General features: G+C 64.1%; 23 protein-coding genes. 21 read left to right on the forward strand and 2 right to left on the reverse strand.

What is annotated here, in order from left to right; all coding sequences use genetic code 11:
• Positions 1-280: 280 nt before the first annotated feature.
• The 12 genes from tsaB to trmB all read left to right on the forward strand — a co-directional run bounded on the left by tsaB (position 281) and on the right by trmB (position 11,131).
• On the forward strand, positions 281-976 hold the full coding sequence (gene tsaB / locus ABIA96_RS07485) for a tRNA (adenosine(37)-N6)-threonylcarbamoyltransferase complex dimerization subunit type 1 TsaB (RefSeq protein ID WP_354136374.1): 696 nt from the start codon (positions 281-283) through the stop codon (positions 974-976).
• Positions 973-1,458: a ribosomal protein S18-alanine N-acetyltransferase gene (gene rimI / locus ABIA96_RS07490; protein WP_354136375.1), complete on the forward strand. Its 486-nt coding sequence runs from the start codon at positions 973-975 to the stop codon at positions 1,456-1,458. The genes tsaB and rimI overlap by 4 nt, the downstream gene beginning before the upstream one ends.
• A gap of 38 nt (positions 1,459-1,496) precedes the next feature.
• Positions 1,497-1,952: a Fur family transcriptional regulator gene (locus ABIA96_RS07495; protein WP_027531539.1), complete on the forward strand. Its 456-nt coding sequence runs from the start codon at positions 1,497-1,499 to the stop codon at positions 1,950-1,952.
• Positions 1,953-1,957: 5 nt separating this feature from the next.
• A complete protein-coding gene (locus ABIA96_RS07500; protein WP_354136376.1) occupies positions 1,958-2,638 on the forward strand; it encodes an HAD family hydrolase in 681 nt (226 codons plus the stop codon).
• Between the two features lie 137 nt (positions 2,639-2,775).
• Positions 2,776-4,173, forward strand: a complete 1,398-nt coding sequence (miaB, locus tag ABIA96_RS07505) for a tRNA (N6-isopentenyl adenosine(37)-C2)-methylthiotransferase MiaB (protein ID WP_354136377.1) — start codon at positions 2,776-2,778, stop codon at positions 4,171-4,173.
• 64 nt (positions 4,174-4,237) lie between these two features.
• Positions 4,238-5,236, forward strand: a complete 999-nt coding sequence (locus ABIA96_RS07510) for a PhoH family protein (protein WP_354136378.1) — start codon at positions 4,238-4,240, stop codon at positions 5,234-5,236.
• Positions 5,237-5,297: 61 nt separating this feature from the next.
• On the forward strand, positions 5,298-5,807 hold the full coding sequence (gene ybeY / locus ABIA96_RS07515) for an rRNA maturation RNase YbeY (RefSeq protein ID WP_354136379.1): 510 nt from the start codon (positions 5,298-5,300) through the stop codon (positions 5,805-5,807).
• A gap of 1 nt (position 5,808) precedes the next feature.
• The gene (locus tag ABIA96_RS07520) at positions 5,809-6,927 is read left to right on the forward strand and encodes a hemolysin family protein (protein WP_354136380.1); all 1,119 of its coding nucleotides are present in this window, start codon (positions 5,809-5,811) and stop codon (positions 6,925-6,927) included.
• A complete protein-coding gene (lnt, locus tag ABIA96_RS07525; protein WP_354136381.1) occupies positions 6,924-8,537 on the forward strand; it encodes an apolipoprotein N-acyltransferase in 1,614 nt (537 codons plus the stop codon). Before ABIA96_RS07520 ends, lnt begins: the two co-directional genes overlap by 4 nt.
• 230 nt (positions 8,538-8,767) lie before the next feature.
• Complete coding sequence (locus tag ABIA96_RS07530) at positions 8,768-9,181, forward strand: helix-turn-helix domain-containing protein (protein WP_057746952.1); 414 nt, start codon at positions 8,768-8,770, stop codon at positions 9,179-9,181.
• Between the two features lie 85 nt (positions 9,182-9,266).
• Positions 9,267-10,424, forward strand: a complete 1,158-nt coding sequence (locus ABIA96_RS07535; RefSeq protein WP_354136382.1) for a M20 family metallopeptidase — start codon at positions 9,267-9,269, stop codon at positions 10,422-10,424.
• Entirely contained in the window at positions 10,421-11,131 is a 711-nt protein-coding gene (gene trmB / locus ABIA96_RS07540; RefSeq protein ID WP_354136383.1) for a tRNA (guanosine(46)-N7)-methyltransferase TrmB, read from the forward strand. The genes ABIA96_RS07535 and trmB overlap by 4 nt, the downstream gene beginning before the upstream one ends.
• On the opposite strand, the gene ABIA96_RS07545 is transcribed toward trmB, so the two are convergent.
• The gene (locus ABIA96_RS07545; protein WP_354136384.1) at positions 11,128-12,210 is read right to left on the reverse strand and encodes a DUF2336 domain-containing protein; all 1,083 of its coding nucleotides are present in this window, start codon (positions 12,208-12,210) and stop codon (positions 11,128-11,130) included. The genes trmB and ABIA96_RS07545 overlap by 4 nt on opposite strands.
• Before the next feature lie 356 nt (positions 12,211-12,566).
• On the opposite strand from ABIA96_RS07545, the gene rimP reads away from it, so the two are divergent.
• The 8 genes from rimP (at position 12,567) to pnp (ending at position 22,933) form a co-directional block, all read left to right on the forward strand.
• Positions 12,567-13,322 carry a ribosome maturation factor RimP gene (gene rimP, locus ABIA96_RS07550; protein WP_354136385.1) on the forward strand — a complete coding sequence of 252 codons (756 nt, stop codon included), beginning with the start codon at positions 12,567-12,569 and terminating at the stop codon, positions 13,320-13,322.
• A 2-nt stretch (positions 13,323-13,324) separates the two neighbouring features.
• Complete coding sequence (nusA, locus tag ABIA96_RS07555) at positions 13,325-14,935, forward strand: transcription termination factor NusA (RefSeq protein WP_354136386.1); 1,611 nt, start codon at positions 13,325-13,327, stop codon at positions 14,933-14,935.
• A 22-nt stretch (positions 14,936-14,957) separates the two neighbouring features.
• On the forward strand, positions 14,958-15,641 hold the full coding sequence (locus ABIA96_RS07560; protein WP_354136387.1) for an RNA-binding protein: 684 nt from the start codon (positions 14,958-14,960) through the stop codon (positions 15,639-15,641).
• Positions 15,642-15,710: 69 nt separating this feature from the next.
• Positions 15,711-18,422 carry a translation initiation factor IF-2 gene (infB, locus tag ABIA96_RS07565; RefSeq protein ID WP_354136388.1) on the forward strand — a complete coding sequence of 904 codons (2,712 nt, stop codon included), beginning with the start codon at positions 15,711-15,713 and terminating at the stop codon, positions 18,420-18,422.
• Between the two features lie 156 nt (positions 18,423-18,578).
• The gene (rbfA, locus tag ABIA96_RS07570; protein WP_354136389.1) at positions 18,579-19,010 is read left to right on the forward strand and encodes a 30S ribosome-binding factor RbfA; all 432 of its coding nucleotides are present in this window, start codon (positions 18,579-18,581) and stop codon (positions 19,008-19,010) included.
• Entirely contained in the window at positions 19,007-20,125 is a 1,119-nt protein-coding gene (gene truB / locus ABIA96_RS07575) for a tRNA pseudouridine(55) synthase TruB (protein WP_354136390.1), read from the forward strand. Before rbfA ends, truB begins: the two co-directional genes overlap by 4 nt.
• A 2-nt stretch (positions 20,126-20,127) precedes the next feature.
• Positions 20,128-20,397 carry a 30S ribosomal protein S15 gene (gene rpsO, locus ABIA96_RS07580; protein ID WP_354136391.1) on the forward strand — a complete coding sequence of 90 codons (270 nt, stop codon included), beginning with the start codon at positions 20,128-20,130 and terminating at the stop codon, positions 20,395-20,397.
• A gap of 379 nt (positions 20,398-20,776) precedes the next feature.
• Positions 20,777-22,933, forward strand: a complete 2,157-nt coding sequence (gene pnp, locus ABIA96_RS07585; RefSeq protein WP_354136392.1) for a polyribonucleotide nucleotidyltransferase — start codon at positions 20,777-20,779, stop codon at positions 22,931-22,933.
• A gap of 76 nt (positions 22,934-23,009) precedes the next feature.
• Here the strand turns inward: pnp and katG are convergent, their stop codons facing one another.
• Positions 23,010-25,175: a catalase/peroxidase HPI gene (gene katG / locus ABIA96_RS07590; RefSeq protein ID WP_354136393.1), complete on the reverse strand. Its 2,166-nt coding sequence runs from the start codon at positions 25,173-25,175 to the stop codon at positions 23,010-23,012.
• Between the two features lie 115 nt (positions 25,176-25,290).
• Here katG and ABIA96_RS07595 point away from each other — a divergent pair, with 115 nt between their 5' ends.
• On the forward strand, positions 25,291-26,217 hold the full coding sequence (locus ABIA96_RS07595) for a hydrogen peroxide-inducible genes activator (protein ID WP_354136394.1): 927 nt from the start codon (positions 25,291-25,293) through the stop codon (positions 26,215-26,217).
• Positions 26,218-26,224: the final 7 nt, after the last annotated feature.

The following is a 26,224-nucleotide window of genomic DNA, read 5'->3' on the forward strand; positions in this document are numbered from 1 at the left end:
GCGAGGCTTGAGCTGCCCTGATGCGTCGTCCGAGTCGCGGTTGACCCGCTTTTCCGCTATGCACGGAATCTGGCATTTGATCCCTAATGCTCTCTTAAAATTCAAATATTTCAAATGCTTAGCTATATCGGAAGTTGCAAATCCATGCACGTGCTTCAAAAAGGGGCGCGAGAATCCCATCGGATTCCCGTCCACGTAGAATTACGGGGCCGATCATGCGCTTGTCGAGAAATCAAACTTGGACTGGTTCGACCGCCGCGGAACCGACTAAGCTGATTCGATGCTGATCCTTGCCATCGATACCGCGCTGGAAGCGTGCGCGACTGCCGTTCTCGACACCGACGCCGGCGAGCTCCTTGCGCAGGAGCAATTGCTCATGAAGCGCGGCCATGCCGAGGCCCTGATGCCGATGATCGCGCGCGTCATGCAATCGGCCGATCTCGCTTTCACCGAGCTCGACCGTATCGCGGTCACGGTCGGCCCCGGCAGCTTCACCGGCTTGCGCGTCGGCATATCGGCGGCGCGCGGTCTTGCGCTCGCGGCCCGGCGGCCGGCCGTCGGCCTCACCACCTTGTCGGCCTACGCGGCCGCCATTGTCGGCCAAAGCGGACCCGCGCCGGTGATCTCGGCCATCGATGCGCGGCACGATCACGTCTATTTCCAGATTGTCGCCGGCGACGGAAGTTTGCTGGTGCGGTCGAACATCGCTCCCATCGACGAGGCGATCGCAGCCTCGCAATTTGGCGCACCGCATCTGGTCGGCAATGCCGCCAGAATTCTCGCCGATCGCTGGCCGAAGGATGGGCCGCAACCTGTTTCGGTCGATACGCAGCCCGCGCCCGACATCAGCTGGATCGCCTGGCTCGGCGCAGCGGCCAATCCCGACACCAACCCAGCGCGGCCGTTCTATCTGAAGGCGCCCGATGCGAAGCCGGCGGCACCGCCGCTGCTCGCAGCTCAAGCCGCAAGCTCATGATGAGATGGCTTTCGGAATGGTGGCGCGGCGGCACCGCCGCCGTCGAGCCGGCATCTGCGCGCGACGCGGCGCGGCTGGCGCAGCTTCACGGCGCCTCTTTCGCGCACGGCTGGGGCGAAAGCGAGTTCGAGACCATGCTCAGCGAGCGCAACACGCTCGTCCACCGCTTGCGGCTCGGTCGCAAGACCATCGGCTTTGCAGTGTCGCGGATCGGCGCGGACGAAGCGGAAATCCTCTCGGTCGCGGTCGACCAGGCCCATCGCGGCCGCGGCCTCTCGCGCACGCTGCTGATGACCCATCTCGGCCATCTCGCAGGGCGTGGGGTGCGCACGATATTTCTGGAGGTCGAGGAGAACAACCAGCCGGCACGGCGACTCTATGACAGAGGCGGATTCGTGGTGGTCGGCCGCCGCGAACGCTACTATAAGCAGGCCAACGGGGAACAATTGAACGCACTTCTGATGCGACGTGACTTGTCGTAACATTGATGGCAGAAAGCGCCCCGTCAGGCGGACATCCTATGACTGGACTTAAACCTTCTCCCGCATCCAAGGCGACCGGCATCGAGGCGCGCTGCGCCGCCACAGGCATGCGCATGACCGAGCAGCGCCGCGTCATCGCGCGCGTGCTTGCGGAGGCAGTCGATCATCCCGATGTCGAGGAATTGTACCGGCGCTGTGTCGCGGTCGACGACAAGATCTCGATCTCGACTGTCTATCGCACTGTCAAGCTGTTCGAGGATGCGGGCATCATCGAACGCCACGATTTTCGCGAGGGCCGCGCGCGCTACGAGACCATGCGCGACAGCCATCACGACCACCTCATCAATCTGCGCGACGGCAAGGTGATCGAGTTCACCTCGGAAGAGATCGAGAAGCTTCAGGCGGAGATCGCCCGCAAGCTCGGCTACAAGCTGGTCGATCATCGGCTCGAGCTCTATTGCGTTCCGCTCGACGACGACAAACCGACCTCTTAACCCTCTTGTCCATCAACCTCATCATCTTCGATTGCGACGGCGTGCTCGTGGACAGCGAGGCGATCTCCTGTCGCACGCATGCGGATGTGCTGACGCGTCATGGCTATCCGATCACATCGGAGCAGGTGTCCGAGCGCTTCCTCGGCCGCTCGACAAAACAGGCCAATCTCGAGATCGAAACCGAACTCGGCCGCAAGCTGCCGGAGGCCTATCACGGCGATCTGCAGGACGAACTGTTTCGCGCATTCGAAGCCGACCTCGAAGCGATCCACGGCATCCACGATGTGCTCGACGTCGTGACGCAACGTGTCTGCGTTGCCTCGAGCGGCTCGCATCCGCGCATGCGCGTGAGTCTCGGAAGCACGGGGCTCTATGAACGCCTCGCGCCGAACATCTTCTCGTCCTCGCAAGTGACGAACGGCAAGCCCGCACCGGATCTGTTCCTGTTTGCTGCGAAGGAAATGGGCGTCCCGGCCGAGCGCTGTGTCGTGATCGAGGACAGCCTTGCCGGCATCGCGGGTGCGCGGGCGGCCCGGATGAAAGTGTTTGGCTTTTACGGTGGCAGCCATTGCGGGGCCGGCCATGCCGAGACCCTGCGCCAGGCAGGTGCCGACCTGACCTTCTCGGACATGCATCAATTGCCTGAGCTGGTCCGGCAGGCCGCCGCGGGCGCCCAGACGCGCTGAATCCGACGCCAAACCTCTCGATTTTGGGCGTCTCGGCTGCGTTGCACCCCGTAACGCCCCTTTCAGACCCCAATCGCTGGATTTTCGGCTAACCAGCCTATATTTGAGGACTGTCCTCCACCTCAATTCCGGGTTCCATGAAGCCGCCGCGCAAGCTGCACATCAAATCATATGGCTGCCAGATGAACGTCTACGATGCCCAGCGCATGGTGGACACGCTGGCCCCCGAAGGATTCGTGGAGACGGCCAACGCCGAGGACGCCGACCTCGTCATCCTCAACACCTGCCACATCCGCGAGAAGGCCTCTGAAAAGGTCTATTCCGAGCTCGGCCGCCTGCGCCTCGCCAAGGACGAGGCCGCGCGCGGGGGCCGCACCATGCAGATCGCGGTGGCAGGCTGCGTCGCGCAGGCCGAGGGCGAAGAGATCGTGCGCCGCGCGCCCGCGGTCGACGTCGTGGTCGGCCCGCAGAGCTATCATCATCTGCCCGAGCTTTTGAAGCGTGCCGGCAATGAAGGCCGCGCAATCGAGACCGATTTTCCTGCCGCGGACAAGTTCGGCTTCCTCGCCCAACCCAAGCCCGACGCGATCCGTGCACGCGGCATTTCCGCGTTCGTCACGGTGCAGGAAGGCTGCGACAAGTTCTGCACCTTCTGCGTCGTGCCCTACACGCGGGGCACGGAAGTGTCGCGGCCGGTGGCGAAGATCGTCGACGACGTGAAACGGCTCGCCGATCATGGCGTGCGCGAACTGACGCTGATCGGACAGAACGTCAACGCCTATCACGGCGACGGACCTGATGGAAAAAGCTGGGGGCTCGGCCAATTGCTGGAGCGCCTGGCAGGGATTCCCGGCATCGCTCGGCTGCGCTATTCAACCAGCCATCCCCGCGACGTCGATGACACCTTGATTGCCGCCCATCGCGATCTCGATGCGCTGATGCCGTTCGTGCACCTGCCGGTACAGTCGGGCTCGGACCGAATCCTGGCCGCCATGAATCGGAAACATACCGCCGATGATTATCGTGATGTCATCGACCGGTTCCGGTCCGCGCGCCAAGATATTGCTTTTTCATCAGATTTCATCGTCGGCTTCCCCGGCGAGAGCGAGCAAGATTTTCTCGCCACTCTCGCACTTGTCACGCAAATCGGTTACGCTGCGGCGTATTCGTTCAAATACTCCGCCCGGCCGGGAACGCCGGCCGCGGATATGCAGGAGACGGTGTCCCCCGCCGAAATGGACCAGCGATTGGAGCGGCTCCAGGAACTGATCGACAGCCAGCAATCGGCCTTCAACAAGGCTGCGATTGGCTCAACGGTCGACGTGCTGTTCGAACGTCCGGCGCGCAAGGAAGGCCAGATTGTCGGCCGCACCGCCTTTCTCCAGCCTGCACATGTGATGGCCTCGCCCGACATCATCGGACAGATCCTGCCGGTCCGGATCGACAGCCTCGAGCGTTACAGTTTCCTCGGTGAGCTCGTGACACCGCGCAACGTGCGCGAGCCCGCTTTATCATCCATCGCCACTGGAGCCTGAACCCTTGCCAAAAAGCGCATCGGATTCGTCGTCTATCGCTCCCAGCCGCAAATTTGACCGCGATATGCAAGTTCCGCCCGAGACCCAGGTCGTCATCGACTTCGACGACAACCGCGCCGCATCCGCGCTGGTCGGGCCCTATGGCCAGAACCTGGCGCAGATCGAGCGCCGGCTCGGCGTCGTCGTGGACTCCAAAGGCAACCACATCACCATCGGCGGCAGCCGCGACGGCTGCGACGCGGCGCGCCGCGTGCTGGAGACGCTCTACGCGCACGCCGTGAAGGGACAGGATGTCGACCAGGGCGAGGTCGAGGGCGCGATCCGCGCCGTGATCGCCCAGGGCTCGCTGTTCGAGTTCGATGCCAAGTCGGCGAAGTCGACCTTCGACAGCATTAACTTGCGCAAGCGTCCGGTGCGCGCGCGCACCGCTGCGCAGGATTCCTACATCCGCGCGCTGAAGCGCCACGAGCTGGTGTTCGGCATCGGCCCCGCCGGCACCGGCAAGACCTGGCTCGCGGTCGCACATGCCGCACAATTGTTCGAGCGCAAGGAAGTCGACAAGATCATCCTGTCTCGCCCGGCGGTGGAAGCCGGCGAGCGGCTCGGCTTCCTGCCCGGCGATCTCCGCGAGAAGGTCGATCCTTATCTGCGCCCGATCTACGACGCGCTCTACGACCTGATGGATGCACGCATCGTCGAACGCGCGCTGCAGACCGGCGAGATTGAGATCGCGCCGCTCGCCTTCATGCGCGGCCGCACCCTGACCAACGCCGCGATCATCCTGGACGAGGCGCAGAATACGACATCGATGCAAATGAAGATGTTCCTGACCCGTCTCGGCGAGAACAGCCGCATGATCGTGACCGGCGATCCCTCGCAGATCGATTTGCCGAACGGCCAGACCTCTGGTCTGGCAGAGGCGACCCGTCTGCTGAGCGGCGTCGAAGGCATCGCGCAAGTTCATTTCAAAGCCGAGGACGTGATCCGCCACGAGCTCGTGGCACGGATCGTTTCTGCCTACGAAGGCTTGCCGCAGCGGCCGGCCGCCGGCAATAAATCCTGACGAGACAACAACCGGACCATGCGGGCGCGGACGCCGCGCCTTATCGTTCCGAACAAAGACAATGTCACATCCCAACATTCCCACCACCGAGGTCCTCGTCGTCGCCGATTGCTGGCAGAGCGAGCCCGACGCCGAAACCGTGATCCAGCGCGCGGTTGCCGCTGCCGCCGAATCTGTCGACGAAGACGTCGCCGAGGCGGAAGTGGCCGTGATGCTGACCGATGATGCCGGCATCCGCACGCTCAACAGCAACTGGCGCGGCATCGACAAGCCGACCAACGTGCTGTCGTTCCCCGCGCTCCAGCCGGAAGGCGAATGGAAGCCCGGCGATGCGCCGCGCATGCTCGGCGACATCGCAATCGCCTACGAGACCATGCGGCGCGAGGCGGACGAGGAACATAAGCCGTTCGATCATCATTTGAGTCATCTCGCCGTGCATGGTTTCCTGCATTTGATCGGCTACGATCATGAGAACGACGGCGACGCGGAAGAGATGGAAGCACTCGAAACCGAGATCCTGGCTCACCTCGGCATCCCCGACCCCTATGCAGATCGCGCGGGGACGCACTGAGATGCCGGATTCAGACCCTGTCCACGACAATCCGCGCAACACGGCCAATCTGCCGGCCGTGGTGGCGCCGGGCGAAGTCCTGCGGCCGACGGCCGACGGTTGGCTGTTGCGCGCTATCCGCACGCTGTTCGGCTGGAAGGCGGGCTCGGTCCGCGACGATCTCCAGGTCGTGCTGAACGCAACGACGCCCGACGACACCGGCTTCTCCGCGGTCGAGCGCACCATGCTGCGCAACATCCTCGGCCTGCACGAGCGCCGCATCGCCGACGTCATGGTGCATCGTGCCGACATCATCGCGGTAAAGCGCGACATCCCGCTCGGCGAATTGATGGACCGTTTCGAGAGCGCAGGCCATTCACGCCTCGTGGTCTACAACGAGACGCTCGACGATCCCGTCGGCATCGTCCACATCCGCGACCTGCTCGCCTTCATGACCGCACGTGCGCGCGTGTCGGAGGCCACCAAGACCAAGCGCAAGAAGCCGCTGCCGGCCGGGCTGGATCTGCGTACCGTCGATCTGGCGCTGCCGCTCGAGGACGCGCGGATCATCCGCAAGCTGCTCTATGTGCCGCCGTCGATGCGGGCGATCGACCTGCTCGCGCAGATGCAGGCTACCCGCATTCACCTGGCGCTGGTCGTCGACGAGTATGGCGGCAGCGACGGCCTGGTCTCGCTCGAAGACATTGTCGAGCAGATCGTCGGCGAGATCGACGACGAGCACGACAGCGACGAGCCGCCGTCGATCGTCCGCCTGCCCGACAACGCCTTCATCGCCGACGCCCGCGCCAGCCTCGACGACGTGCGCACGGTGATCGGTGAGGACTTCGTTACCGGCGAGGCCGGCGAGGAAGTGGAGACGCTGGGAGGCTATCTCGTCAGCCATGTCGGCCGTCTGCCGGTGCGTGGCGAGGTGATCTCGGGCCCCGGTCATTACGAGGTCGAGGTGCTCGATGCCGATCCGCGCCGCGTCAAGCGGCTGCGCATCTCGACGCGGAAGGAACGCCCGGCGCCGCGCACCCAGCGCGAGAGCCGCCGCCGCGAGACCACGCCCGAAAGCGGTCAGCCGCCGGCCGGTGACACGCCGACCCCGCCGCCTGCCGACGGGACCAGCTCGCAGTGAGCCCGTTCCAGCGCCTTCGCCAGATCGCCCTCACCGCCATCCTCACCTGGGGGTGGAAACGCGCCGTCCTTGCGATGGCGTGCGGTGCGCTGTCCGTGTTGGCGCTCGCGCCGTTCAATGCATGGCCGGTGTTATTCATTACCTTCCCGCTGATGGTCTGGCTGATCGACGGCGCAGGCGCCGGACGATATGGCGGCGTCCCCGCCGCGGCGCTGACCGGCTATTGGTTCGGGCTCGGCTATTTCATCCCCGGCCTTTACTGGATCGGTATCGCCTTCTTCGTCGACGCCGACGTGTTCGCCTGGCTCACGCCTTTCGCCGTGCTGGGCCTGCCGGCTTATCTTTCGATTTTCACGGCGATTGGCTTTGGGCTGGCCCGCCTGCTCTGGACCAAGGATGCCACCCGCATTCTCGCGCTCGCCGCAAGCCTCACGGTCAGCGAATGGTTGCGCGGGCACGTGCTGACCGGCTTTCCCTGGAACGCCTTCGGCTATGCGCTGTCGGAGCCGCTGGCGCTGGCGCAGACGTCTTCGTTGATCGGCCAGTGGGGCATGACGTTCCTCACGGTCGCGATCTTCGCGAGCCCCGCGGCGTTGATCGACCGCACGCGCGACCGCCGCCTGGCGTGGCGCGCGCCGGCGGCGTCTGTTGCGCTGCTGGTCGTCATGGGCATCTTCGGCGCGATCCGCCTGTCGCTGCATCCGACCACGATGGTCGCGGGCACCAAGCTGCGCCTGATGCAGCCAAACCTTCGGCAGGATGCGAAATTCAACTACTCCGCAAAGGCGGAGGTGATGAAGAAGTACCTGGCGCTGTCGGACCGTGCGTCCGGACCGCAATCGACCGGCGTGCGCGATGCCACCATCCTGATCTGGCCGGAATCCGCCTTCCCGTTCTTCCTGACCCGCGAAGCCGATGCGATGGCCGAGATCGCCGAACTGCTGCCCAAGGGCACGGTGCTGATCACCGGATCGGTCCGTGCTCCCGATCTGCCGCCGGGCACGCCGATCACGCGGGCCTATAATTCGATCTACATGATCGATCACGACGGCAGCGTGCTCGCCGTCTATGACAAGCTGCACCTGGTCCCGTTCGGAGAGTATCTTCCGTACCAGGACATCATGGAGAAGCTCGGCTTCGAGCAGCTGACGCGGATCCGCGGCGGCTTCATTCCCGGCACGGTGCGGCACGTGCTGCCGGTGCCGGGAGCGCCGCCCGCGCTGCCGCTGATCTGCTACGAGGCGATCTTCCCCGGCGAGGTCGGGACGCGCGACAAACGACCTGGCTGGATAGTGAATCTCACCAATGACGGCTGGTTCGGCATCTCAACCGGTCCGTATCAGCATCTGGAGCAGGCGCGGATGCGCGCCATCGAACTCGGGCTGCCGCTGGTCCGCTCCGCAAATACCGGCATCTCGGCGGTGGTCGATCCGGTCGGACGTACGGTGGCCAGCCTCGGCCTCGGTATCGAAGGCATTCTGGATGCGAATCTGCCCACCGCAATCCCGCCAACGATCTATGCGAGAGTGGGCGACATCCCCGCAGCCATGCTCGTCGCGCTGGCTGTGATTTTAGTGGTGCGACGCCGTGTTGCCAAACGGCACCCCTGATCACGCTGTCGCTAGCGGTTTCCGGCGAGGCGGCCGGAAACTTTTGACAACCGTAGTCCACCGGTTGACAGATTGCACACTGGCTCCCCATTCTGCGCCGGCTGCAAAGACAGCGGTGCATTGCTAAATTTCTCCGCAATGTTTCCCCAATCAGGGTGAAGTTTTGACGTCGCTGTCACCGGAGGCAATACTTTCATTGCGCCGACGGTGGTGTTTGGAGGGCTGAGGAAATGTCGAAAGCGCCCAACCCTGTTGACAAATATGTCGGCAGTCGCGTGCGTATGCGCCGCATCATGTTGGGCATGAGCCAGGAAAAGCTCGGTGAAGCTTTGGGCCTGACATTCCAGCAGATTCAGAAATACGAGAAGGGCACCAACCGGGTCGGCGCGAGCCGTATCCAGCAGATTGCCGAGATTCTCCAGGTGCCGGTATCGTTCCTGTTCGAGGGCGGACCGAGCGGCGTGGCAGGTCCCGACGGCTTCGCGGAAGGTGCATCGCCCTCCTATGTCTCCGACTTCCTCGCGACATCGGAAGGGCTCGCGCTGACCAAGGCGTTCACCCGAATCACCGATTCGAAGCTGCGCCGCTCGATCGTCGATCTCGTCGAGCAGATCGCCGCCCGCGAAGGCCCGGACAAGCGCTGACGCGCGCCTTCATTCTGATTTGAGACTGCGTCAAATCTGGCCTATGCCGTCATTTACGGACGCGCTTTGCGCCGCCTCCGTTCAAATGATGCGATTCGAAGGCATAGATACGTTCATGGCGAACTCAAACTCGTTCGATTCCCAAACTATTCTCGCTGGTATCCGCCGTTGGGTGGAGATCGAGACGCCGACCGAAGTCCCCGAGCAGGTCAACAAGCTGACCTCGATGGTTGCCGACCACTACCGCGATCTACCCGTCACGCTCGAACGCGTCGCCGGCGTCGACGGCTGCGGCGATCATCTCGTGGTGCGTTCGACCTGGGGCCGGGACCGGCCTGGTATCCTGGTGCTTAGCCATCTCGATACCGTTCATCCCATGGGCTTCATCGCGCGCCTGCCTTTCAAGATCGAAGGCGACAGCGCGTTCGGTCCCGGCATCTACGACATGAAGGGCGGCGCCTACATCGCCTATCACGCCTTTCGCGAGCTTTGCGCTGCACCCGAGCGTCCGCCGCTCGGCATCACCCACATGTTCACCTCCGACGAGGAGATCGGCAGCCCGACCTCGCGCGCGATCATCGAACAGGAAGGGCGCAAGGCCAAATACGTGCTGGTGACGGAGCCGGCACGCGACGGCGGCAAGATCGTCACCGGGCGCAAGGGCGTCGGGCGCTTCAAGATTTATATCAAGGGCGTGCCCGCGCATGCCGGCTCGCGGCCCGAAGACGGCCGCAGCGCCGTACGCGAGCTCGCCAACGTCATCCAGACACTGGAGGGGATGAACGATCTGAAGCGCGGCGTCACCGTCAATGTCGGCGTGGTGCGCGGCGGCACGCGTCCCAACGTCACGCCGGAAGAGGCCTATGCCGAAGTCGATCTGCGTGTGCCTGGTTTCAACGATGCGGAAGAATTCGTCGGCAAGATCCTCGGGCTGACGTCGAAGACCGACGGTGTGACCGTCACCGTCACCGGCGAGCTCAACCGTCCGCCCTATGAGAAGGGCAATGCGGGCGCCTCGCTGTACGAGCATGCGAAGACGATTGCCGCCGAGATCGGTTTCGACCTGATCGACACTCACACCGGCGGTGGCTCGGACGGCAATTTCACGGCGCCGCATACCGGCACGCTCGACGGGCTCGGCGTCGACGGCAAGGGCGCGCACACTCATTATGAGCAGATCTACGTCTCCTCGCTCGAGCCGCGCGCGCGGCTGCTCTATCGCCTGTACCAGACGCTGCGATGAGCGAGCGCAAGTCAGATCCCGGTCGCGACGATAGCGAGCGCGCCTTCTTCGGACGGCGCAAGGGCCACAAGCTCAGGCAGCACCAGGCCGAACTGGTCGATCATCTGCTGCCGCATCTTTCGCTCGACATCACGACGGAGAAGCCTGCAAACGCGACTGAGATCTTCGATCTTGCGGCGGAGGATGTGCGGCTCGAGATCGGCTTCGGTGGCGGCGAGCATCTGGCGGCGGAAGCGCAAAACTTCACGACGACCGGATTCATCGGCTGCGAGCCCTATGTCAACGGCATGGCAAAGATCCTCGCGCAGATCGAGGCCGCCAACATCGCCAACATCCGTCTGTTCGCCGGCGATGCCGCCGAGCTGCTGGCTTGGTTGCCCGACGCCTCGCTGTCGCGGATCGATCTGATCCACCCCGATCCCTGGCCGAAACGGCGGCACTGGAAGCGGCGCTTCGTTCAGGACAGGACAATCGCCGCGATGGCGCGCGTGCTGAAGGCGGGCGGCGAATTCCGCTTCGTCTGCGATATCGACGATTACTGCGCCTGGACGCTGTCGCATCTTTCACGCTCGCCGGACTTCCAATGGCTCGCCGAGCGCGCCGATGATTTTCGTCAGCCCTGGGCCGGCTACACCATGACGCGCTATGGCAGGAAGGCCGCGCGCGAGGGACGCAAGGCGGCGTATCTGCGCTTCAGGCGAAACTAGATTGTTCGCCGGTTGCGCCAGAAATTCACGACGCGTTCGGCCGTCGCCGGCATCAGGCGGGTGAAATTCATGCGTGCTTGCTCAAGATCGGCATCGGCCGGCATACGATGCGGCCCGTACCACAGCAGGATCAGCGCGCGCACCGTGGGCCAGCCGAGATTCAGGACACGGCCGAGGATCAGGATCGGATCGTAGCGGTCACCCGAGATCAGGCGATCAAGCATCGGAAGCCTGACGCCGCCCATCGCCGAGAGCGCGGCGACCGATTCCTCGAATTTGTGCGCCTTGGCAAAACCGAGCAGCGCGCTTTCGCCGAGATGACCGCCGCGATGCAGCCCAAGCACCGTACGTTGCGCAGCGGAGAAATCGCGCCGCGGGCCGGGCGGAAGCGCGGCCTCCTCAATCGAAGCCATGGCGCGCTTGATCTGGACCTGGCGCGTCGGATTGACCACGCTGGAGAGGCGACGGCGAATGACATCGAGCGTACCGTCGAGAAGTTCCTTGAGGTGCTCGCTGGAGAGATCCTCGCGCTGGCCGATCTTGAGCGTCAGCACGCCATCCTGACTTGCGCGCTTGATCAGCTCCGAATAGCCGTCGGCTGAGAAGATCGCACCGGCATTGCCGGCGGCACGACGCACCACGTCGCGATCGCCGCGCTCGACCAGCACGTCGGTGATCTCGGTCGACAGGGTCGGCCGTTCCGTCATCGCCAGCAGATGGCCCTGGCCCTTCAGCCGCGCGATCTCGACGAGCGCGGCTTCATCAAGCACGGACGAGCGGCGCAGCACCGGGCCCGCCACCAGGATTTCGTTTTCGCGCGCGAGCTGGCCCACCAGATGGCGCGGCGCATTGTCCAGCCACGAGAAGCGCTCGGCGAGATCGACGCGCGAGGCGAGCTCCGCATGCGGGACGAGATCGATCAGAAGATTGTCGAAGAGATCGACGAGCTCGGGACGGAGTTTTGAGGCGTCCTGAAAGAACAGCGCAGCGATGGCGCTCGCGATCTCGCCGCGCCGCCGGGGATCACCGCGTTTGACGATATCGTCCAGTCCGGGAATGAGCGACGTGGCAACGGTCATGAAACGCAACTCGAATCGGGCACGCCGTGGGCGCGCCATAGGCTCAAGCCGCCCCACAATCGGGAAATTTAGGCCCGCTTCATGAAGGAAGCGTTGCTCCGGGGCCGCCGGCCTGGGCGCAAAAAGCCCGCATCCGCCTGCGATGGGCCTTGTCCGGGCGAGCGGAAAGGGCTATATCAGCGCCAATTCATCTTCTCATACGATCCGCGTAGTGAGAGTGGGCCCGAAAGGACCCGCTCTTTTTTATTACCTGAACGCGGCTTGGCGGAAGGTGCGGCCCGACGTTGTCGGGAAAGTTCCGAAGCGAGCTTGACGTTTTAACCAAGCCTTAACCATCGAGCGCCTTGACCCCTGATATGACCGAACCGAACACTGGTTCCACCGATGCCGAGTTGCTGGCCGAGCCGAGGCTCGTGGTCGAGCCGGGCGCGGCGGCACGGGTGTCTGCGGTCGCCGCTCCAGTGCTCGAGGGCATGGGCTACCGCCTGGTGCGGATCCGCATTTCCGGAGAAGCCGGCTGCACTGTGCAGATCATGGCCGAGCGGCCGGACGGCTCGATGCAGCTCGAGGATTGCGAGGCAATCTCGCGGGCACTGTCGCCCGTGCTCGACGTCGCCGACCCCATCGAGCGCGCCTACCGGCTGGAAATCTCCTCGCCGGGGATCGACCGTCCGCTGGTGCGACGCTCCGATTTCGAGCGCTATTCCGGGTATCTGGTTAAGATCGACATGGCCGTCGCCCACGAAGGCCGCAAGCGGTTCCGCGGCACGCTCGGTGCCGTCGAGGGCGACCGCGTGCACCTGCGTCGCGACGACGCCAAGGCGGCCGACGATGCCGACGTGCTCCTGACGATGGAAGACATCGGCGAAGCACGGCTGGTGCTGACCGACGAGCTGATCGCGCAATCCATGCGCCGCGGCAAGGCCGAGGAGCGCCAGGTCCGCCGCGATCTCGGCCTCGAGCCGCCGCAGGCGCCGCACGCCGAGATCAGCGCGAAAACCACCAAGAACACCAAGCCGCAAAAGAAGCCGGCCCCGACCAATACGAAGAAACATCGCCTTGCCGCCGAACGCGCGCGGCGCGGCGAGATCGAGCCTGACGAAGGAGACTAGCCATGGCAGTCAGCGCCAATCGACTTGAATTGCTCCAGATCGCCGACGCCGTCGCCCGCGAGAAATCGATCGACCGCGGCATCGTCATCGCAGCGATGGAAGATGCCATCGCCAAGGCGGCGCGGGCCCGTTACGGCAGCGAGACTGACGTTCACGCCGAGATCGACCCGAAGAAGGGCGAGCTGCGGCTGTCGCGCCACATGCTGGTGGTCGACACGGTCGAAAACCACTCCAACCAGATCTCGCTGGTCGACGCGCAGCGCGCCAATCCCGGCGCCCAGGTCGGCGACACCATCGCCGACACCCTGCCACCGCTGGAATATGGCCGCATCGCCGCGCAGTCGGCCAAGCAGGTGATCGTGCAGAAGGTGCGCGAGGCCGAGCGTGACCGGCAATATCAGGAATTCAAGGATCGCATCGGCGACATCGTCAACGGCGTCGTCAAGCGCGTCGAATATGGCAGCGTGATCGTCGATCTCGGCCGCGGTGAAGCCATCATCCGTCGCGACGAGATGCTGCCGCGCGAAGTGTTCCGCAACGGCGACCGCGTCCGCGCCTACATCTTCGACGTCCGCCGCGAGACCCGCGGTCCCCAGATCTTCCTGTCCCGCACCCATCCGCAGTTCATGGCAAAACTGTTCGCGCAGGAAGTGCCGGAAATCTATGACGGCATCGTCGAGATCAAGGCGGTCGCCCGCGATCCGGGCTCGCGCGCGAAAATCGGCGTGATTTCCCGCGATTCCTCGGTCGATCCGGTCGGCGCCTGCGTCGGTATGCGCGGCTCGCGCGTGCAGGCGGTGGTGAACGAATTGCAGGGCGAGAAGATCGACATCATTCCGTGGTCGCCCGACATCGCGACCTTCGTGGTCAACGCGCTGGCGCCGGCCGAAGTCTCCAAGGTCGTCATCGACGAAGACCGGGAGCGCATCGAGGTCGTGGTGCCCGACACCAACAACCAGCTCTCGCTGGCGATCGGTCGCCGCGGCCAGAACGTCCGACTCGCCTCGCAGCTCACCGGCTGGGACATCGACATCCTGACCGAGCAGGAGGAATCGGAGCGCCGCCAGGCCGACTTCGAGAATTCCACCCGCGTCTTCATGGAATCGCTCAATGTCGACGAAGTCGTCGGCCAGCTGCTGGCGTCCGAAGGCTTCACCTCGGTCGAGGAGCTTGCGATGGTGGACCTCAAGGAGCTCGCCGGGATCGAAGGCTTTGACGAGGAGACCGCGCAGGAGCTCCAGAATCGCGCCCGCGAATATCTCGATCAGCAGGAAGCCGAGATCGAAGCCCGGCGCAAGGAACTCGGTGTCGAGGACGCCGTGAAGGACGTGCCCGGCGTGACCTCGAAGATGCTGGTGAAGTTCGGCGAGAACGACATCAAGTCGGTCGACGATCTCGCCGGCTGCGCCACCGACGATCTGGTCGGCTGGACCGAGCGCAAGGAAGGCGGCGAGCAGACCAAATTCGCCGGCGCGCTCGACGGCCTCGGCGTCTCCCGCGACGATGCCGAAGCCATGATCATGCAGGCCCGCGTCAGGGCCGGCTGGATCACCGAAGCCGATCTCGCCAAGCCGGCCGAAGAGGCTGAGGCGGCTGAAGATCAGCCGGCTTAAGGGCGAAGGGGATGTCACCCGGATGCTTGCCAGCACTGACCCCGAACTCGACCATGGACCGCGGACCGAAAGGTCCGCGACCATGCGCATGTGCGTGGTCAGCCGCGAGGTCCGGCCGATCGATGAGCTGATCCGCTTCGTCGTATCGCCCGAGGGCGACATAGTTCCCGATCTCAAGCGGAGGCTGCCTGGACGGGGCATGTGGGTGACGGCGTCGCGCCAGGTGGTTGCGGAAGCCATCCGTCGTCACCAGTTTACCAAAGCCTTCAAGCGCGATCTGCGCATTCTTCCGACACTTCCCGCTGACATCGAGGCGCTGCTGGTTCGGAGCGTGACCGAAGCCCTAGGGATTGCCGCCAAGGCGAGGCAGATCGTCGCCGGTTTCGGCAAGGTCGAAAGCGCCCTGCGGGAAGGTACGGTCGAGGTCCTGATCCATGCCAGCGACGGGGCCGCGGACGGAATCCGCAAATTGGACGTGCTGGCGCGGCAAAATGACGGAAATCGCGGCTCCCGGCCGCCGATTCCTGTCGTCACCGCCCTAAAATCAATAGAATTGGATTTGGCACTTACCCGGTCAAATGTGATACATGCTGCCCTGCTCGCGGGCCCGGCGAGCAAGTCATTCCTGTCACGTAGCCAGATGCTGGTCCGATACCGGATGGCGGACGCTGACAAGATTGCTGAAAAGCCCGGCCAGGATTTCTGAGAGACAACGACGATCAATAGGATGGTGCGGCAACGCACAACACTGATAAATCAGGATTAGGACTGCTGAATGGTTGATACCAAGACCCCAGACGACAAGAAGCTGAGCGTTCCGAGCAAGACGCTATCGCTCAAGCCGCGCGTCGAAACGGGCACTGTGCGCCAGAGCTTCAGCCATGGCCGCAGCAAGCAGGTCGTGGTCGAGAAGCGCGGCAAGCGCCGCATCGACGGCAGCCCCGAACCGCAGGCTCCCGTGGTTGTTGCAAAGCCGGCTCCGGCCGCACCCGCGCCCACTCCGTCGCGTCCGGCACCGCAGCGCAACGCCGGCTCCGGTGTCGTATTGCGCACGCTGACCGAGGACGAACGTTCCGCCCGCGCCAGCGCGCTGGCTGACGCCAAGGTTCGCGAAGTCGAAGAGCGCCGCGTTGCCGAGGAAGAAGCCCAGCGCCGCGCCGTCCGCGAGAGCGCAGAGCGCATCGAGCGCGAGGCTGCCGAAGCCCGCCGCAAGGCGGAGGACGAGCGCCATCGCCACGAAGAGGACGCCAAGCGGAAGGCCGAGACTGAGGCCAAGAAGCGTTTTGGCGAAGGCGAGCAGCCGGGATCTGCCGCGCGCGCTGCGACGGCGGCACCGGCCGCTGCTCCCGGACCGCGGACCGGAGCGCCTGTGGCGCGGCCCGGCACCACCACGACGACGACACGCCCGGGAACCACGACCGCGCGGCCCGGAACGACCACAGCGAGGCCGGCAGGCGGCCCGTTGGGTCGCGCTCCCGCGGTTGCAGCCGGACCGGACGAGGACGATGGTCCGCGCCAGATCCGTCGCGGTCCCGGCGGCGCCGCGCGTCCTGTGGTGGCCCCAAAGCCCACCCACAAGCCTGGCCCGCAGAAGGAGCGTGGCCGCCTGACGCTCGTCACCGCACTCAGTGCCGGCGACGTGCGCGAGCGCTCGATCGCGTCGTTCCGCCGCCGCACCCAGCGCCTGAAGGGCCACGTCTCGAACGAGCCGAAGGAAAAGCTGATCCGCGAGGTGATCATTCCGGAAGCGATCACCATCCAGGAACTCGCCAACCGCATGGCCGAGCGCGCCGTCGACGTCATCCGCATGCTGATGAAGCAGGGCGCGATGCACAAGATCACTGATGTGATCGACGCCGACACCGCGCAGCTCATTGCCGAGGAACTCGGCCACACCGTGAAGCGCGTGGCGGCCTCCGACGTCGAAGAAGGATTGTTCGACGCCATCGACGATTCCGCCGACACCGAGACGCGCTCCCCGGTCGTGACCGTGATGGGCCACGTCGACCACGGCAAGACCTCGCTGCTCGACGCGCTCCGCCACGCCAACGTTGTCTCCGGTGAAGCCGGCGGCATCACCCAGCATATCGGCGCCTATCAGGTGTTGTCGCCCGAAAGCGGCAAGAAGATCACCTTCATCGACACGCCCGGCCACGCCGCGTTTACCGCGATGCGCGCCCGCGGCGCCAAGGTGACCGACATCGTCGTGCTGGTGGTTGCGGCCGATGACGGCGTGATGCCGCAGACGATCGAAGCCATCAACCACGCCAAGGCGGCACGCGTGCCGATCATCGTTGCCATCAACAAGATCGACAAGCCCGATGCCAAGCCCGAGCGCGTCCGCACCGAGTTGCTCCAGCACGAAGTGCAGGTGGAATCGTTCGGCGGCGAAGTCGTCGACGTCGAAGTGTCTGCCAAGAACAAGACCAATCTCGACAAGCTGCTCGAAATGATCGCGCTCCAGGCCGACATCCTCGACCTGAAGACCAATTCGGAGCGGCCGGCCGAAGGCACCGTGATCGAAGCCAAGCTCGATCGCGGTCGAGGCCCCGTTGCGACCGTGCTGGTCCAGCGCGGCACGCTCCGGGTCGGTGACATCATCGTCGCCGGCGCCGAAATGGGCCGCGTTCGCGCGCTGATCTCCGATCAGGGCGAAACGGTGCAGGAAGCAGGTCCGTCGGTACCGGTCGAGGTGCTCGGCTTCAACGGTCCGCCGGAAGCCGGCGACCGTCTCGCGGTCGTCGAGAACGAAGCCCGCGCCCGCCAGATCACCAGCTATCGCGCGCACCAGAAGCGCGAGAACGCGGCTGCCTCGATCTCCGGCATGCGCGGCTCGCTCGAGCAGATGATGTCGCAGTTGAAGACGGCGGGCCGCAAGGAATTCCCGCTGATCATCAAGGCTGACGTGCAGGGCTCGCTGGAAGCGATCCTCGGCTCGCTGGAAAAGCTCGGCACCGACGAAGTCGCTGCCCGCATCCTGCATGCCGGTGTCGGCGGCATCTCGGAATCCGACGTGACGCTCGCGGAAGGCTTCAACGCCGCGATTATCGGCTTCTCGGTTCGTGCCAACAAGGAGGCCGCTGCGGCCGCCAAGCGCAACGGCATCGAGATCCGTTACTACAACATCATCTACGATCTCGTGGACGACGTGAAGAAGGCGATGAGCGGCCTGCTCGCGCCGACCTTGCGCGAGACCATGCTGGGCAATGCCTCGATCCTGGAGATCTTCAACATCTCCAAGGTCGGCAAGGTTGCCGGCTGCCGCGTCACCGACGGCACCGTGGAACGCGGCGCCAATGTGCGCCTGATCCGCGACAACGTCGTCGTGCACGAAGGCAAGCTCTCGACGCTGAAGCGCTTCAAGGACGAAGTGAAGGAAGTCCAGTCCGGTCAGGAATGCGGCATGGCCTTCGAGAACTATCACGACATGCGTGCCGGTGACGTGATCGAGTGTTATCGCGTGGAGACGATCCAGCGCTCCCTGTAAGTCCAAATCTTACCGAAGCGCCCGGATCTTTTTGAGCTGAAATTGCGGAAGTGCGATGGCCGGATTTTTTCCGGCCATCGCGTCGCATTCGTTTCAACAGGACAAACGACAATGCCCGTGTCCCAAACGCGGGCATGACGAGGTGATTTTCGAACCATGCCCCGCCACCATCAGAAGAAAAGTTCCTCGCCCGGCGGCTCGCAGCGTCAGTTGCGCGTCGGCGAGCAGGTTCGCCACGCGATAGCCGAGATTCTGGCGCAAGGCAGCGTGCATGATGCGGACCTCGAAGGTCACATCATCACCGTGCCGGAGGTGCGGATGTCGCCCGATCTGAAGCTCGCAACAGTTTACGTGATGCCGCTTGGTGGCCGCGACACCGAGCTCGTCATTGCTGCGCTCGATCGTAACAAGAAGTTCCTGCGCGGCGAAGTCGCGCGGCGCGTTAACCTGAAATTTGCACCTGACCTTCGCTTCCGCGTCGACGAGCGATTCGACGAAGCGGAACGTATCGAGAAGCTTTTGCGAACACCTGCGGTGCAGAAGGACCTGGAACAGGATCCGGATTCGGATCGGGAAGAAGAACAATGATGATGGACCCGGCTCACGGCACGATCGGCAGCGAAGAAGCCGATACGCGCGACCTGCAGCAAAATAATTTTGCAGATGCCGGCGGCAATGCTCAGCCGCATCAGGAGGCGCGTCGCGTCAACAACGATCCGCGCGCGGGCAAGCAGAAGGGCAATCAGCCGCGCCGCGACCGGCGCGACGTGCACGGCTGGGTCGTGCTCGACAAGCCGATCGGCATGACCTCGACGCAGGCCGTTGCCGTGCTCAAACGCCTGTTCAACGCGAAGCGCGCAGGCCACGCCGGCACGCTGGACCCACTCGCCTCCGGCGGCCTGCCGATCGCGCTTGGCGAAGCCACCAAGACGGTTCCCTTCGTCATGGACGGCCGCAAGCGCTACCGTTTCACCGTGTGCTGGGGCGAGGAACGCGACACCGACGACATCGAAGGCCAGGCCACCGCGACCTCCGACCAGCGCCCCACCCGCGAGGCCATCGAAGCCCTGCTGCCCCGTTTCACCGGTGTGATTGAGCAGGTTCCGCCGCGCTATTCGGCGATCAAGGTCCAGGGCGAGCGCGCCTATGACCTTGCCCGCGACGGCGAGATCGTGGAACTGGCTCCCCGGCCGATCGAGATTCACCATTTAAACCTTGTAGATCAACCGGATAACGACCGGGCCGTATTCGAGGCCGAGTGCGGCAAGGGCACCTATGTCCGGGCCCTCGCCCGCGATATGGGCCGGATTCTCGGCACTTTCGGCCATATCTGCGCTCTGCGGCGGACCCTGGTCGGCCCATTCGGCGAAAATGACATGATTCCGCTGGATCAGCTGGAGGCTTTATGCGATAGAGCCGCGTCCGGTGAGGGAAGCCTCGCCGACGCGCTGATGCCCGTTGAGACCGCGCTGGACGACATCCCGGCACTGGCCGTCACTCGGGCTGATGCGGCAAGGCTCCATCGGGGCCAAGCCGTTTTGTTGCGCGGACGGGATGCGCCCACTAGTAGCGGCACAGTCTATGTCACGGTAGCAGGCCGTCTTTTGGCGCTTGCTGAAGTTGGCAATGGCGAAATCATCCCCAAGCGTGTGTTCAACCTGACCGGCTTGACTGCCTCAACCGGTCGCAACGAGAGAAATTGACGATGTCGATTGCCGCAGAACGCAAAGCGGAAGTCATCAAGACGAATGCCAACAAGGTCGGCGACACCGGATCGCCCGAGGTTCAGGTCGCGATCCTGTCGGAACGCATCACCAACCTCACCGCCCATTTCAAGACCCACGTGAAGGACAACCATTCGCGTCGTGGCCTCTTGAAGCTGGTCTCGACCCGCCGTTCGCTCCTCGACTATGTGAAGAAGAGGGACGAGGCGCGGTACAAGGCGCTGCTCGATAAGCACAACATTCGTCGTTAAGAGTTCTTGCGCGCGCCACCGGCGCGCGTTTTTGCGCGTGATTTCGAACGAAAGCGCTTGGTTTAAGGTTTTTGATCGAGGCTCACGCGTACGTCCGGTGCGGGCCAAAGCTGCTTCGCATCCGGGGGCACGATGAGCGAAGACCGTGGTTCGGTGTTCGCGCGCGTGCCGACTGACAGTCCAGCAGCAATCCGGCGGCTGGGCGCAACGGGCAAGGCGCCCGTATGACCCGAAAGGATGGACGCCATCCGACATCCAAAAACCATGGCAGGATCGCAGGACGCTGATCGCCCGTTTCGATCAGCGTCCCGCAATCTTGACATGGTTTTTGTTTTTCGAGCCGTCCCTTCTTTCGAGAACCCATGAAAGAAGAATTTCTATGTTCAATAAGCATACAGTCGAGATCGACTGGGGCGGACGCCCTCTCAAGCTCGAAACCGGCAAGATCGCACGCCAGGCCGACGGCGCCGTCCTCGCCACCTATGGCGAGACCGTGGTGCTCGCCACCGTCGTCGCGGCGAAGTCGCCGCGTGAAGGCGTCGACTTCCTGCCGCTGACCGTCGACTACCAGGAAAAGACCTACGCAGCTGGCCGCATCCCCGGCGGCTACTTCAAGCGCGAGGGCCGTCCGACCGAAAAGGAGACGCTGGTCTCCCGTCTGATCGACCGTCCGATCCGTCCGCTGTTCGTCGATGGCTGGCGCAACGAGACCCAGGTGATCGTCACCGTGCTGTCGCACGACATGGAGAACGATCCCGATATCGTCGCACTGGTGGCATCGTCGGCTGCGCTGACCCTGTCCGGCGCGCCCTTCAAGGGCCCGATCGGCGCAGCCCGCGTCGGCTTCGCCAATGACGAGTTCATCCTCAACCCGACGCTCGACGAGATGGTCGACACCCATCTCGACCTGGTCGTCGCCGGCACCGCCGACGCCGTGCTGATGGTGGAATCGGAAGCCAAGGAACTGAACGAAGACATCATGCTCGGCGCGGTGATGTTCGGTCACCGCCACTTCCAGCCGGTCATCAAGGCGATCATCGAGCTCGCCGAAAAGGCCGCCAAGGAGCCGCGCGAAGTCACCGTCATCGACAATTCGGCGCTCGAGAAGGAAATGCTCGGCCTCGTCGAGCAGGAGCTGCGCGCCGCCTACGCCATTCCGGTCAAGCAGGACCGCTACGCCGCGGTCGGCAAGGTCAAGGAAAAGGTGATCGCCCGTTACTTCCCCGAAGGGCAGGAGCCGAAATACGACAAGCTGCGCATCAGCGCCGTGTTCAAGGAGCTCGAGGCAAAGATCGTTCGCTGGAACATCCTCGACACCGGCAAGCGCATCGACGGCCGTGACTCAAAGACCGTGCGCAACATCATCGCCGAAGTCGGCGTGCTGCCCCGCGCCCACGGCTCGGCGCTGTTCACGCGCGGTGAGACCCAGGGCCTGGTCGTCACCACGCTCGGCACCGGCGAGGACGAGCAGTATATCGACGCGCTGTCGGGAACGTACAAAGAGACGTTCCTGCTGCACTACAACTTCCCTCCCTACTCGGTCGGTGAGACCGGCCGCCTCGGCGGCACCAAGCGCCGCGAGATCGGCCACGGCAAGCTTGCCTGGCGCGCGATCCACCCGGTGCTGCCGCCGCATCACGAGTTCCCGTACACGATCCGCGTGGTCTCGGAGATCACCGAATCCAACGGCTCCTCGTCGATGGCTTCGGTCTGCGGCGCCTCGCTCGCGCTGATGGATGCCGGCGTGCCGTTGAAGCGGCCGACCGCGGGCATCGCGATGGGCCTGATCCTCGAAGACAAGCGCTTCGCGGTTCTCTCGGACATCCTCGGTGACGAGGACCACCTCGGCGACATGGACTTCAAGGTCGCCGGTACCGAGCAGGGCATTACCTCGCTCCAGATGGACATCAAGATCGAGGGCATCACCGAGGAGATCATGAAGGTCGCACTCGGCCAGGCCAAGGATGGACGTATCCACATCCTCGGCGAGATGGCGAAGGCGCTCACCAACGCCCGCGCCGAGCTCGGCGAATACGCGCCGCGTATCGAGACCTTCAAGATTGCCACCGACAAGATCCGTGAAGTGATCGGCACCGGCGGCAAGGTGATCCGCGAGATCGTCGAGAAGACCGGCGCCAAGGTCAACATCGAGGATGACGGCACCGTCAAGGTCGCCTCCTCGGACGGCGAGGCGATGAAGGCTGCGATCAAGTGGATCAAGTCGATCGCGTCCGATCCGGAAGTCGGTCAGATCTATGAGGGCACCGTCGTCAAGGTGATGGAATTCGGCGCCTTCGTGAATTTCTTCGGCTCCAAGGACGGTCTCGTCCACATCAGCCAGCTCGCTTCGGCGCGCGTGCAGAAGACCTCCGACGTCGTCAAGGAAGGCGACAAGGTCAAGGTCAAGCTGCTCGGCTTCGACGATCGCGGCAAGACCCGCCTGTCGATGAAGGTTGTCGACCAGGAGACCGGCGAAGACCTCGAGGGCAAGGGCGGCGACGGCGAGAAGGCCCCGCGCGAAGCGGCCGGCGAGTAATCGCTTAGCCACATCAGAAACACGAAGGGCGGCCTCTCGGCCGCCCTTTTTGTTTGTCGCTTGCTGAACCTTGCGATCACGCCGCGATGTCGTACCGGTCGAGGTTCATCACCTTGGTCCAGGCCTTGGCAAAATCCTCAGCGAATTGCTGCTTGGCATCCGACGAGGCATAGACCTCGGCGAAGGCGCGGAGCTGCGAGTGCGCGCCGAAGATCAGGTCGGAGCGCGTGCCGGTCCATTTCACCGCGTTGGTCTTGCGGTCGCGGGCCTCGTAGCTGCCGTCAGCCGCCGGCGTCCACTGCGTGCTCATGTCGAGCAGGTTCGCGAAGAAGTCGTTGCTCAGCGTACCCACCTTGGCGGTGAGGACACCGTGCTTCAAACCGTTCGCGTTGGCGCCCAGCACACGCAGGCCACCGACCAGCACCGCCAGTTCGGGTCCGCTCAGCTTCAGAAGCTGCGCGCGATCGACGAGGGCTTCCTCCTGCTGCAGGTACTGATGCTTCTTGCTGATGTAGTTGCGGAAGCCATCGGCCCGCGGCTCGAGCGGAGCGAACGACTCCGCGTCGGTCTGATCCTGCGAAGCATCCATGCGGCCCGGCGTGAAGCCAACCTTCACGTCGACGCCGGCATCCTTCGCCGCCTTCTCGACCGCGGCAGAACCGCCAAGGACAATCAGGTCGGCGATCGAAACCTTCTTCGCACCGGACGATGCGTTGAAGTCCTTCTGGATCGTTTCGAGCTTGCCGAGAACCTTCGAGAGCTGAGCCGGCTGGTTCACCTCCCAATCCTTCTGCGGGGCAAGACGGATGCGTGCGCCATTGGCGCCACCACGCTTGTCCGAACCGCGGAACGTCGAAGCCGACGCCCAGGCGGTCGAGACCAACTCGGAGACCGAGAGACCCGAAGCCAGGATCTTGGCCTTCAGCGCAGCGATGTCCTGATCGCTGACCAGTTCGTGATTCACGGCCGGAATCGGATCCTGCCAGATCAGCGTTTCCTTCGGCACCAGCGGGCCGAGGTAGCGCTGGATCGGGCCCATGTCGCGATGGGTGAGCTTGAACCAGGCGCGGGCAAAGGCGTCCGCGAACTGAGCGGGGTTTTCGAGGAAGCGACGTGAGATCTTCTCATAGGCCGGATCGAGGCGCAGCGAGAGGTCAGTCGTCAGCATCGTCGGCCGATGCTTCTTGGACTTGTCGAAGGGATCGGGAATGATCGCGTCGGCACCCTTGGCCGTCCACTGATTCGCGCCGCCCGGGCTCTTCGTCAACTCCCATTCGTAGTTGAACAGGTTCTCGAAGAAGTTGTTGCTCCACTTCGTCGGCGTCGTCGTCCAGGTCACCTCGAGACCGCTGGTGATGGAATCACCCGAGTGACCGGACGCGTGCTTGCTTTTCCAGCCGAGGCCCTGATCTTCCAGCGCGCCCGCTTCCGGCTCCGGACCGACCAGCGACGGATCGCCCGCGCCATGGGTCTTGCCGAAAGAATGGCCGCCAGCGATCAGCGCGACGGTTTCCTCGTCGTTCATCGCCATGCGGGCGAACGTCTCGCGGATGTCCTTTGCCGCGGCGAGCGCATCCGGCTTGCCGTTCGGACCTTCCGGATTGACGTAGATGAGGCCCATCTGCACGGCGCCGAGCGGCTCAGCCAGCTGGCGTTCGCCGCTGTAGCGCTCATCGCCGAGCCACGTGCCTTCCGGACCCCAATAAAGCTCTTCCGGCTCCCAGACGTCGGCGCGTCCGCCCGCAAAACCAAACGTCTTGAAGCCCATCGACTCCAGCGCGACGTTGCCGGCGAGCACCATCAGGTCGGCCCAGGAAATCTTGCGGCCGTATTTCTGCTTGATCGGCCAGAGCAGCCGGCGCGCCTTGTCGAGGTTGGCGTTATCGGGCCAGCTATTGAGCGGAGCGAAACGCTGCTGACCGGCGCCGGCGCCGCCGCGGCCATCCGTGGTGCGGTACGTGCCCGCGCTGTGCCACGCCATGCGGATCATGAGGCCGCCATAGTGACCGAAGTCGGCGGGCCACCATTCCTGCGAATCCGTCATCAGGGCGGTCAGGTCCTTGATGACCGCGTTGAGGTCGAGTGTCCTGAATTCCTTGGCGTAGTCGAAGCCCTTGCCCATTGGGTCGGACAGGGCCGAATTCTTGTGCAGCATCTCGATGCTGAGCTGGGTCGGCCACCAATCGCGGTTCGCCGGCACGCGTTTTCCGCCCGAAAACGGGCACTTCGAAGAGTCGTCCATGGATACCTCCTCTGGCGGCGTCGAACTCGCGCCTTTTGACCAGGTAGAAGTACTCTAAGCTTCGCGTTCTATCAGGGGAAGTTGACTTTAATGATCGCTACGATAAGATTTTCTGATGATCAACTTGACGCTGCGCCAGCTGCGATATTTCGACGCGTTGGCGCGCCATGGTCATTTCGGCCGCGCCGCGGAGTCCTGTTCCATCTCGCAGCCGGCACTGTCGATGCAGATCAAGGAACTGGAGGAAGCGCTTGGTGGGCTGCTGCTGGAGCGCAGTGCCCGGCAGGTGACGCTGACCCGGTTTGGCGAAGAGCTCGCACAACGCGTCCGCGACATCTTGCGCTCGGTCGATGAGCTCGGCGATTTCGCCCGCGCCTCGCAGGACCGTTTTGCAGGCCGCCTGCGCATCGGCATGATCCCGACGATCGCGCCTTATCTCTTGCCCAAGATCACCAAGAACCTGACGCGCATGCATCCGGAGCTCGACATTCGCGTTCGCGAGACGATGACGCCGCGGCTGATCCAGGAACTGGTCGAGGGCCGGCTCGATACCGCCATCGTCGCGCTGCCGGTGTCCGAACCCTCGCTCACCGAGGTCGCATTGTTCGAAGAAAAGTTCCTGCTGGTTCGCCCGGGCACGGATGCGGGAACGCCAGTGCCCTCGCGCGAGATGATGCGCGAGATGCGGCTGTTGCTGCTTGAAGAGGGACATTGTTTCCGCGACCAGGCGCTGTCGTTCTGCAACATGCAATCGGCGCCGCCGCGCGAAATGCTGGATGCGAATTCGCTGTCGACGCTGGTCCAGATGGTCAGCGCCGGCATCGGCGTCACCCTGATTCCGGAAATGGCGGTGTCGGTGGAGACACGATCGGCCTCGGTCTCGTTGTCGCGCTTCCGCGACCCCGAGCCCTCGCGCACCATCGGCATGGTCTGGCGCAAGACCAGTCCGCTGGCGCGGCAGCTGCTCCAGATCTCCGAAGTGGTGTGCCTATCCGCCGGCAAGGCGCGCCCGAAGCAAGCCGTTCGCAGCCAACCGGCCTGAGGCCTCG

The organism is Bradyrhizobium sp. LB11.1, assembly GCF_040549385.1.
Lineage (GTDB): Bacteria > Pseudomonadota > Alphaproteobacteria > Rhizobiales > Xanthobacteraceae > Bradyrhizobium.

Excerpts from the sequence above, each read along its gene's own strand:
- tsaB (WP_354136374.1), top strand. The coding sequence starts at position 281 with ATGCTGATCCTTGCCATCGATACCGCGCTGGAAGCGTGCGCGACTGCC.
- rimI (WP_354136375.1), top strand. The coding sequence starts at position 973 with ATGATGAGATGGCTTTCGGAATGGTGGCGCGGCGGCACCGCCGCCGTC.
- ABIA96_RS07495 (WP_027531539.1), top strand. The coding sequence starts at position 1,497 with ATGACTGGACTTAAACCTTCTCCCGCATCCAAGGCGACCGGCATCGAG.
- miaB (WP_354136377.1), top strand. The coding sequence starts at position 2,776 with ATGAAGCCGCCGCGCAAGCTGCACATCAAATCATATGGCTGCCAGATG.
- ABIA96_RS07510 (WP_354136378.1), top strand. The coding sequence starts at position 4,238 with ATGCAAGTTCCGCCCGAGACCCAGGTCGTCATCGACTTCGACGACAAC.
- ybeY (WP_354136379.1), top strand. The coding sequence starts at position 5,298 with ATGTCACATCCCAACATTCCCACCACCGAGGTCCTCGTCGTCGCCGAT.
- ABIA96_RS07520 (WP_354136380.1), top strand. The coding sequence starts at position 5,809 with ATGCCGGATTCAGACCCTGTCCACGACAATCCGCGCAACACGGCCAAT.
- ABIA96_RS07530 (WP_057746952.1), top strand. The coding sequence starts at position 8,768 with ATGTCGAAAGCGCCCAACCCTGTTGACAAATATGTCGGCAGTCGCGTG.
- ABIA96_RS07535 (WP_354136382.1), top strand. The coding sequence starts at position 9,267 with ATGATGCGATTCGAAGGCATAGATACGTTCATGGCGAACTCAAACTCG.
- trmB (WP_354136383.1), top strand. The coding sequence starts at position 10,421 with ATGAGCGAGCGCAAGTCAGATCCCGGTCGCGACGATAGCGAGCGCGCC.
- ABIA96_RS07545 (WP_354136384.1), bottom strand. The coding sequence starts at position 12,210 with ATGACCGTTGCCACGTCGCTCATTCCCGGACTGGACGATATCGTCAAA.
- rimP (WP_354136385.1), top strand. The coding sequence starts at position 12,567 with ATGACCGAACCGAACACTGGTTCCACCGATGCCGAGTTGCTGGCCGAG.
- nusA (WP_354136386.1), top strand. The coding sequence starts at position 13,325 with ATGGCAGTCAGCGCCAATCGACTTGAATTGCTCCAGATCGCCGACGCC.
- ABIA96_RS07560 (WP_354136387.1), top strand. The coding sequence starts at position 14,958 with ATGCTTGCCAGCACTGACCCCGAACTCGACCATGGACCGCGGACCGAA.
- infB (WP_354136388.1), top strand. The coding sequence starts at position 15,711 with ATGGTTGATACCAAGACCCCAGACGACAAGAAGCTGAGCGTTCCGAGC.
- rbfA (WP_354136389.1), top strand. The coding sequence starts at position 18,579 with ATGCCCCGCCACCATCAGAAGAAAAGTTCCTCGCCCGGCGGCTCGCAG.
- truB (WP_354136390.1), top strand. The coding sequence starts at position 19,007 with ATGATGATGGACCCGGCTCACGGCACGATCGGCAGCGAAGAAGCCGAT.
- rpsO (WP_354136391.1), top strand. The coding sequence starts at position 20,128 with ATGTCGATTGCCGCAGAACGCAAAGCGGAAGTCATCAAGACGAATGCC.
- pnp (WP_354136392.1), top strand. The coding sequence starts at position 20,777 with ATGTTCAATAAGCATACAGTCGAGATCGACTGGGGCGGACGCCCTCTC.
- katG (WP_354136393.1), bottom strand. The coding sequence starts at position 25,175 with ATGGACGACTCTTCGAAGTGCCCGTTTTCGGGCGGAAAACGCGTGCCG.
- ABIA96_RS07595 (WP_354136394.1), top strand. The coding sequence starts at position 25,291 with ATGATCAACTTGACGCTGCGCCAGCTGCGATATTTCGACGCGTTGGCG.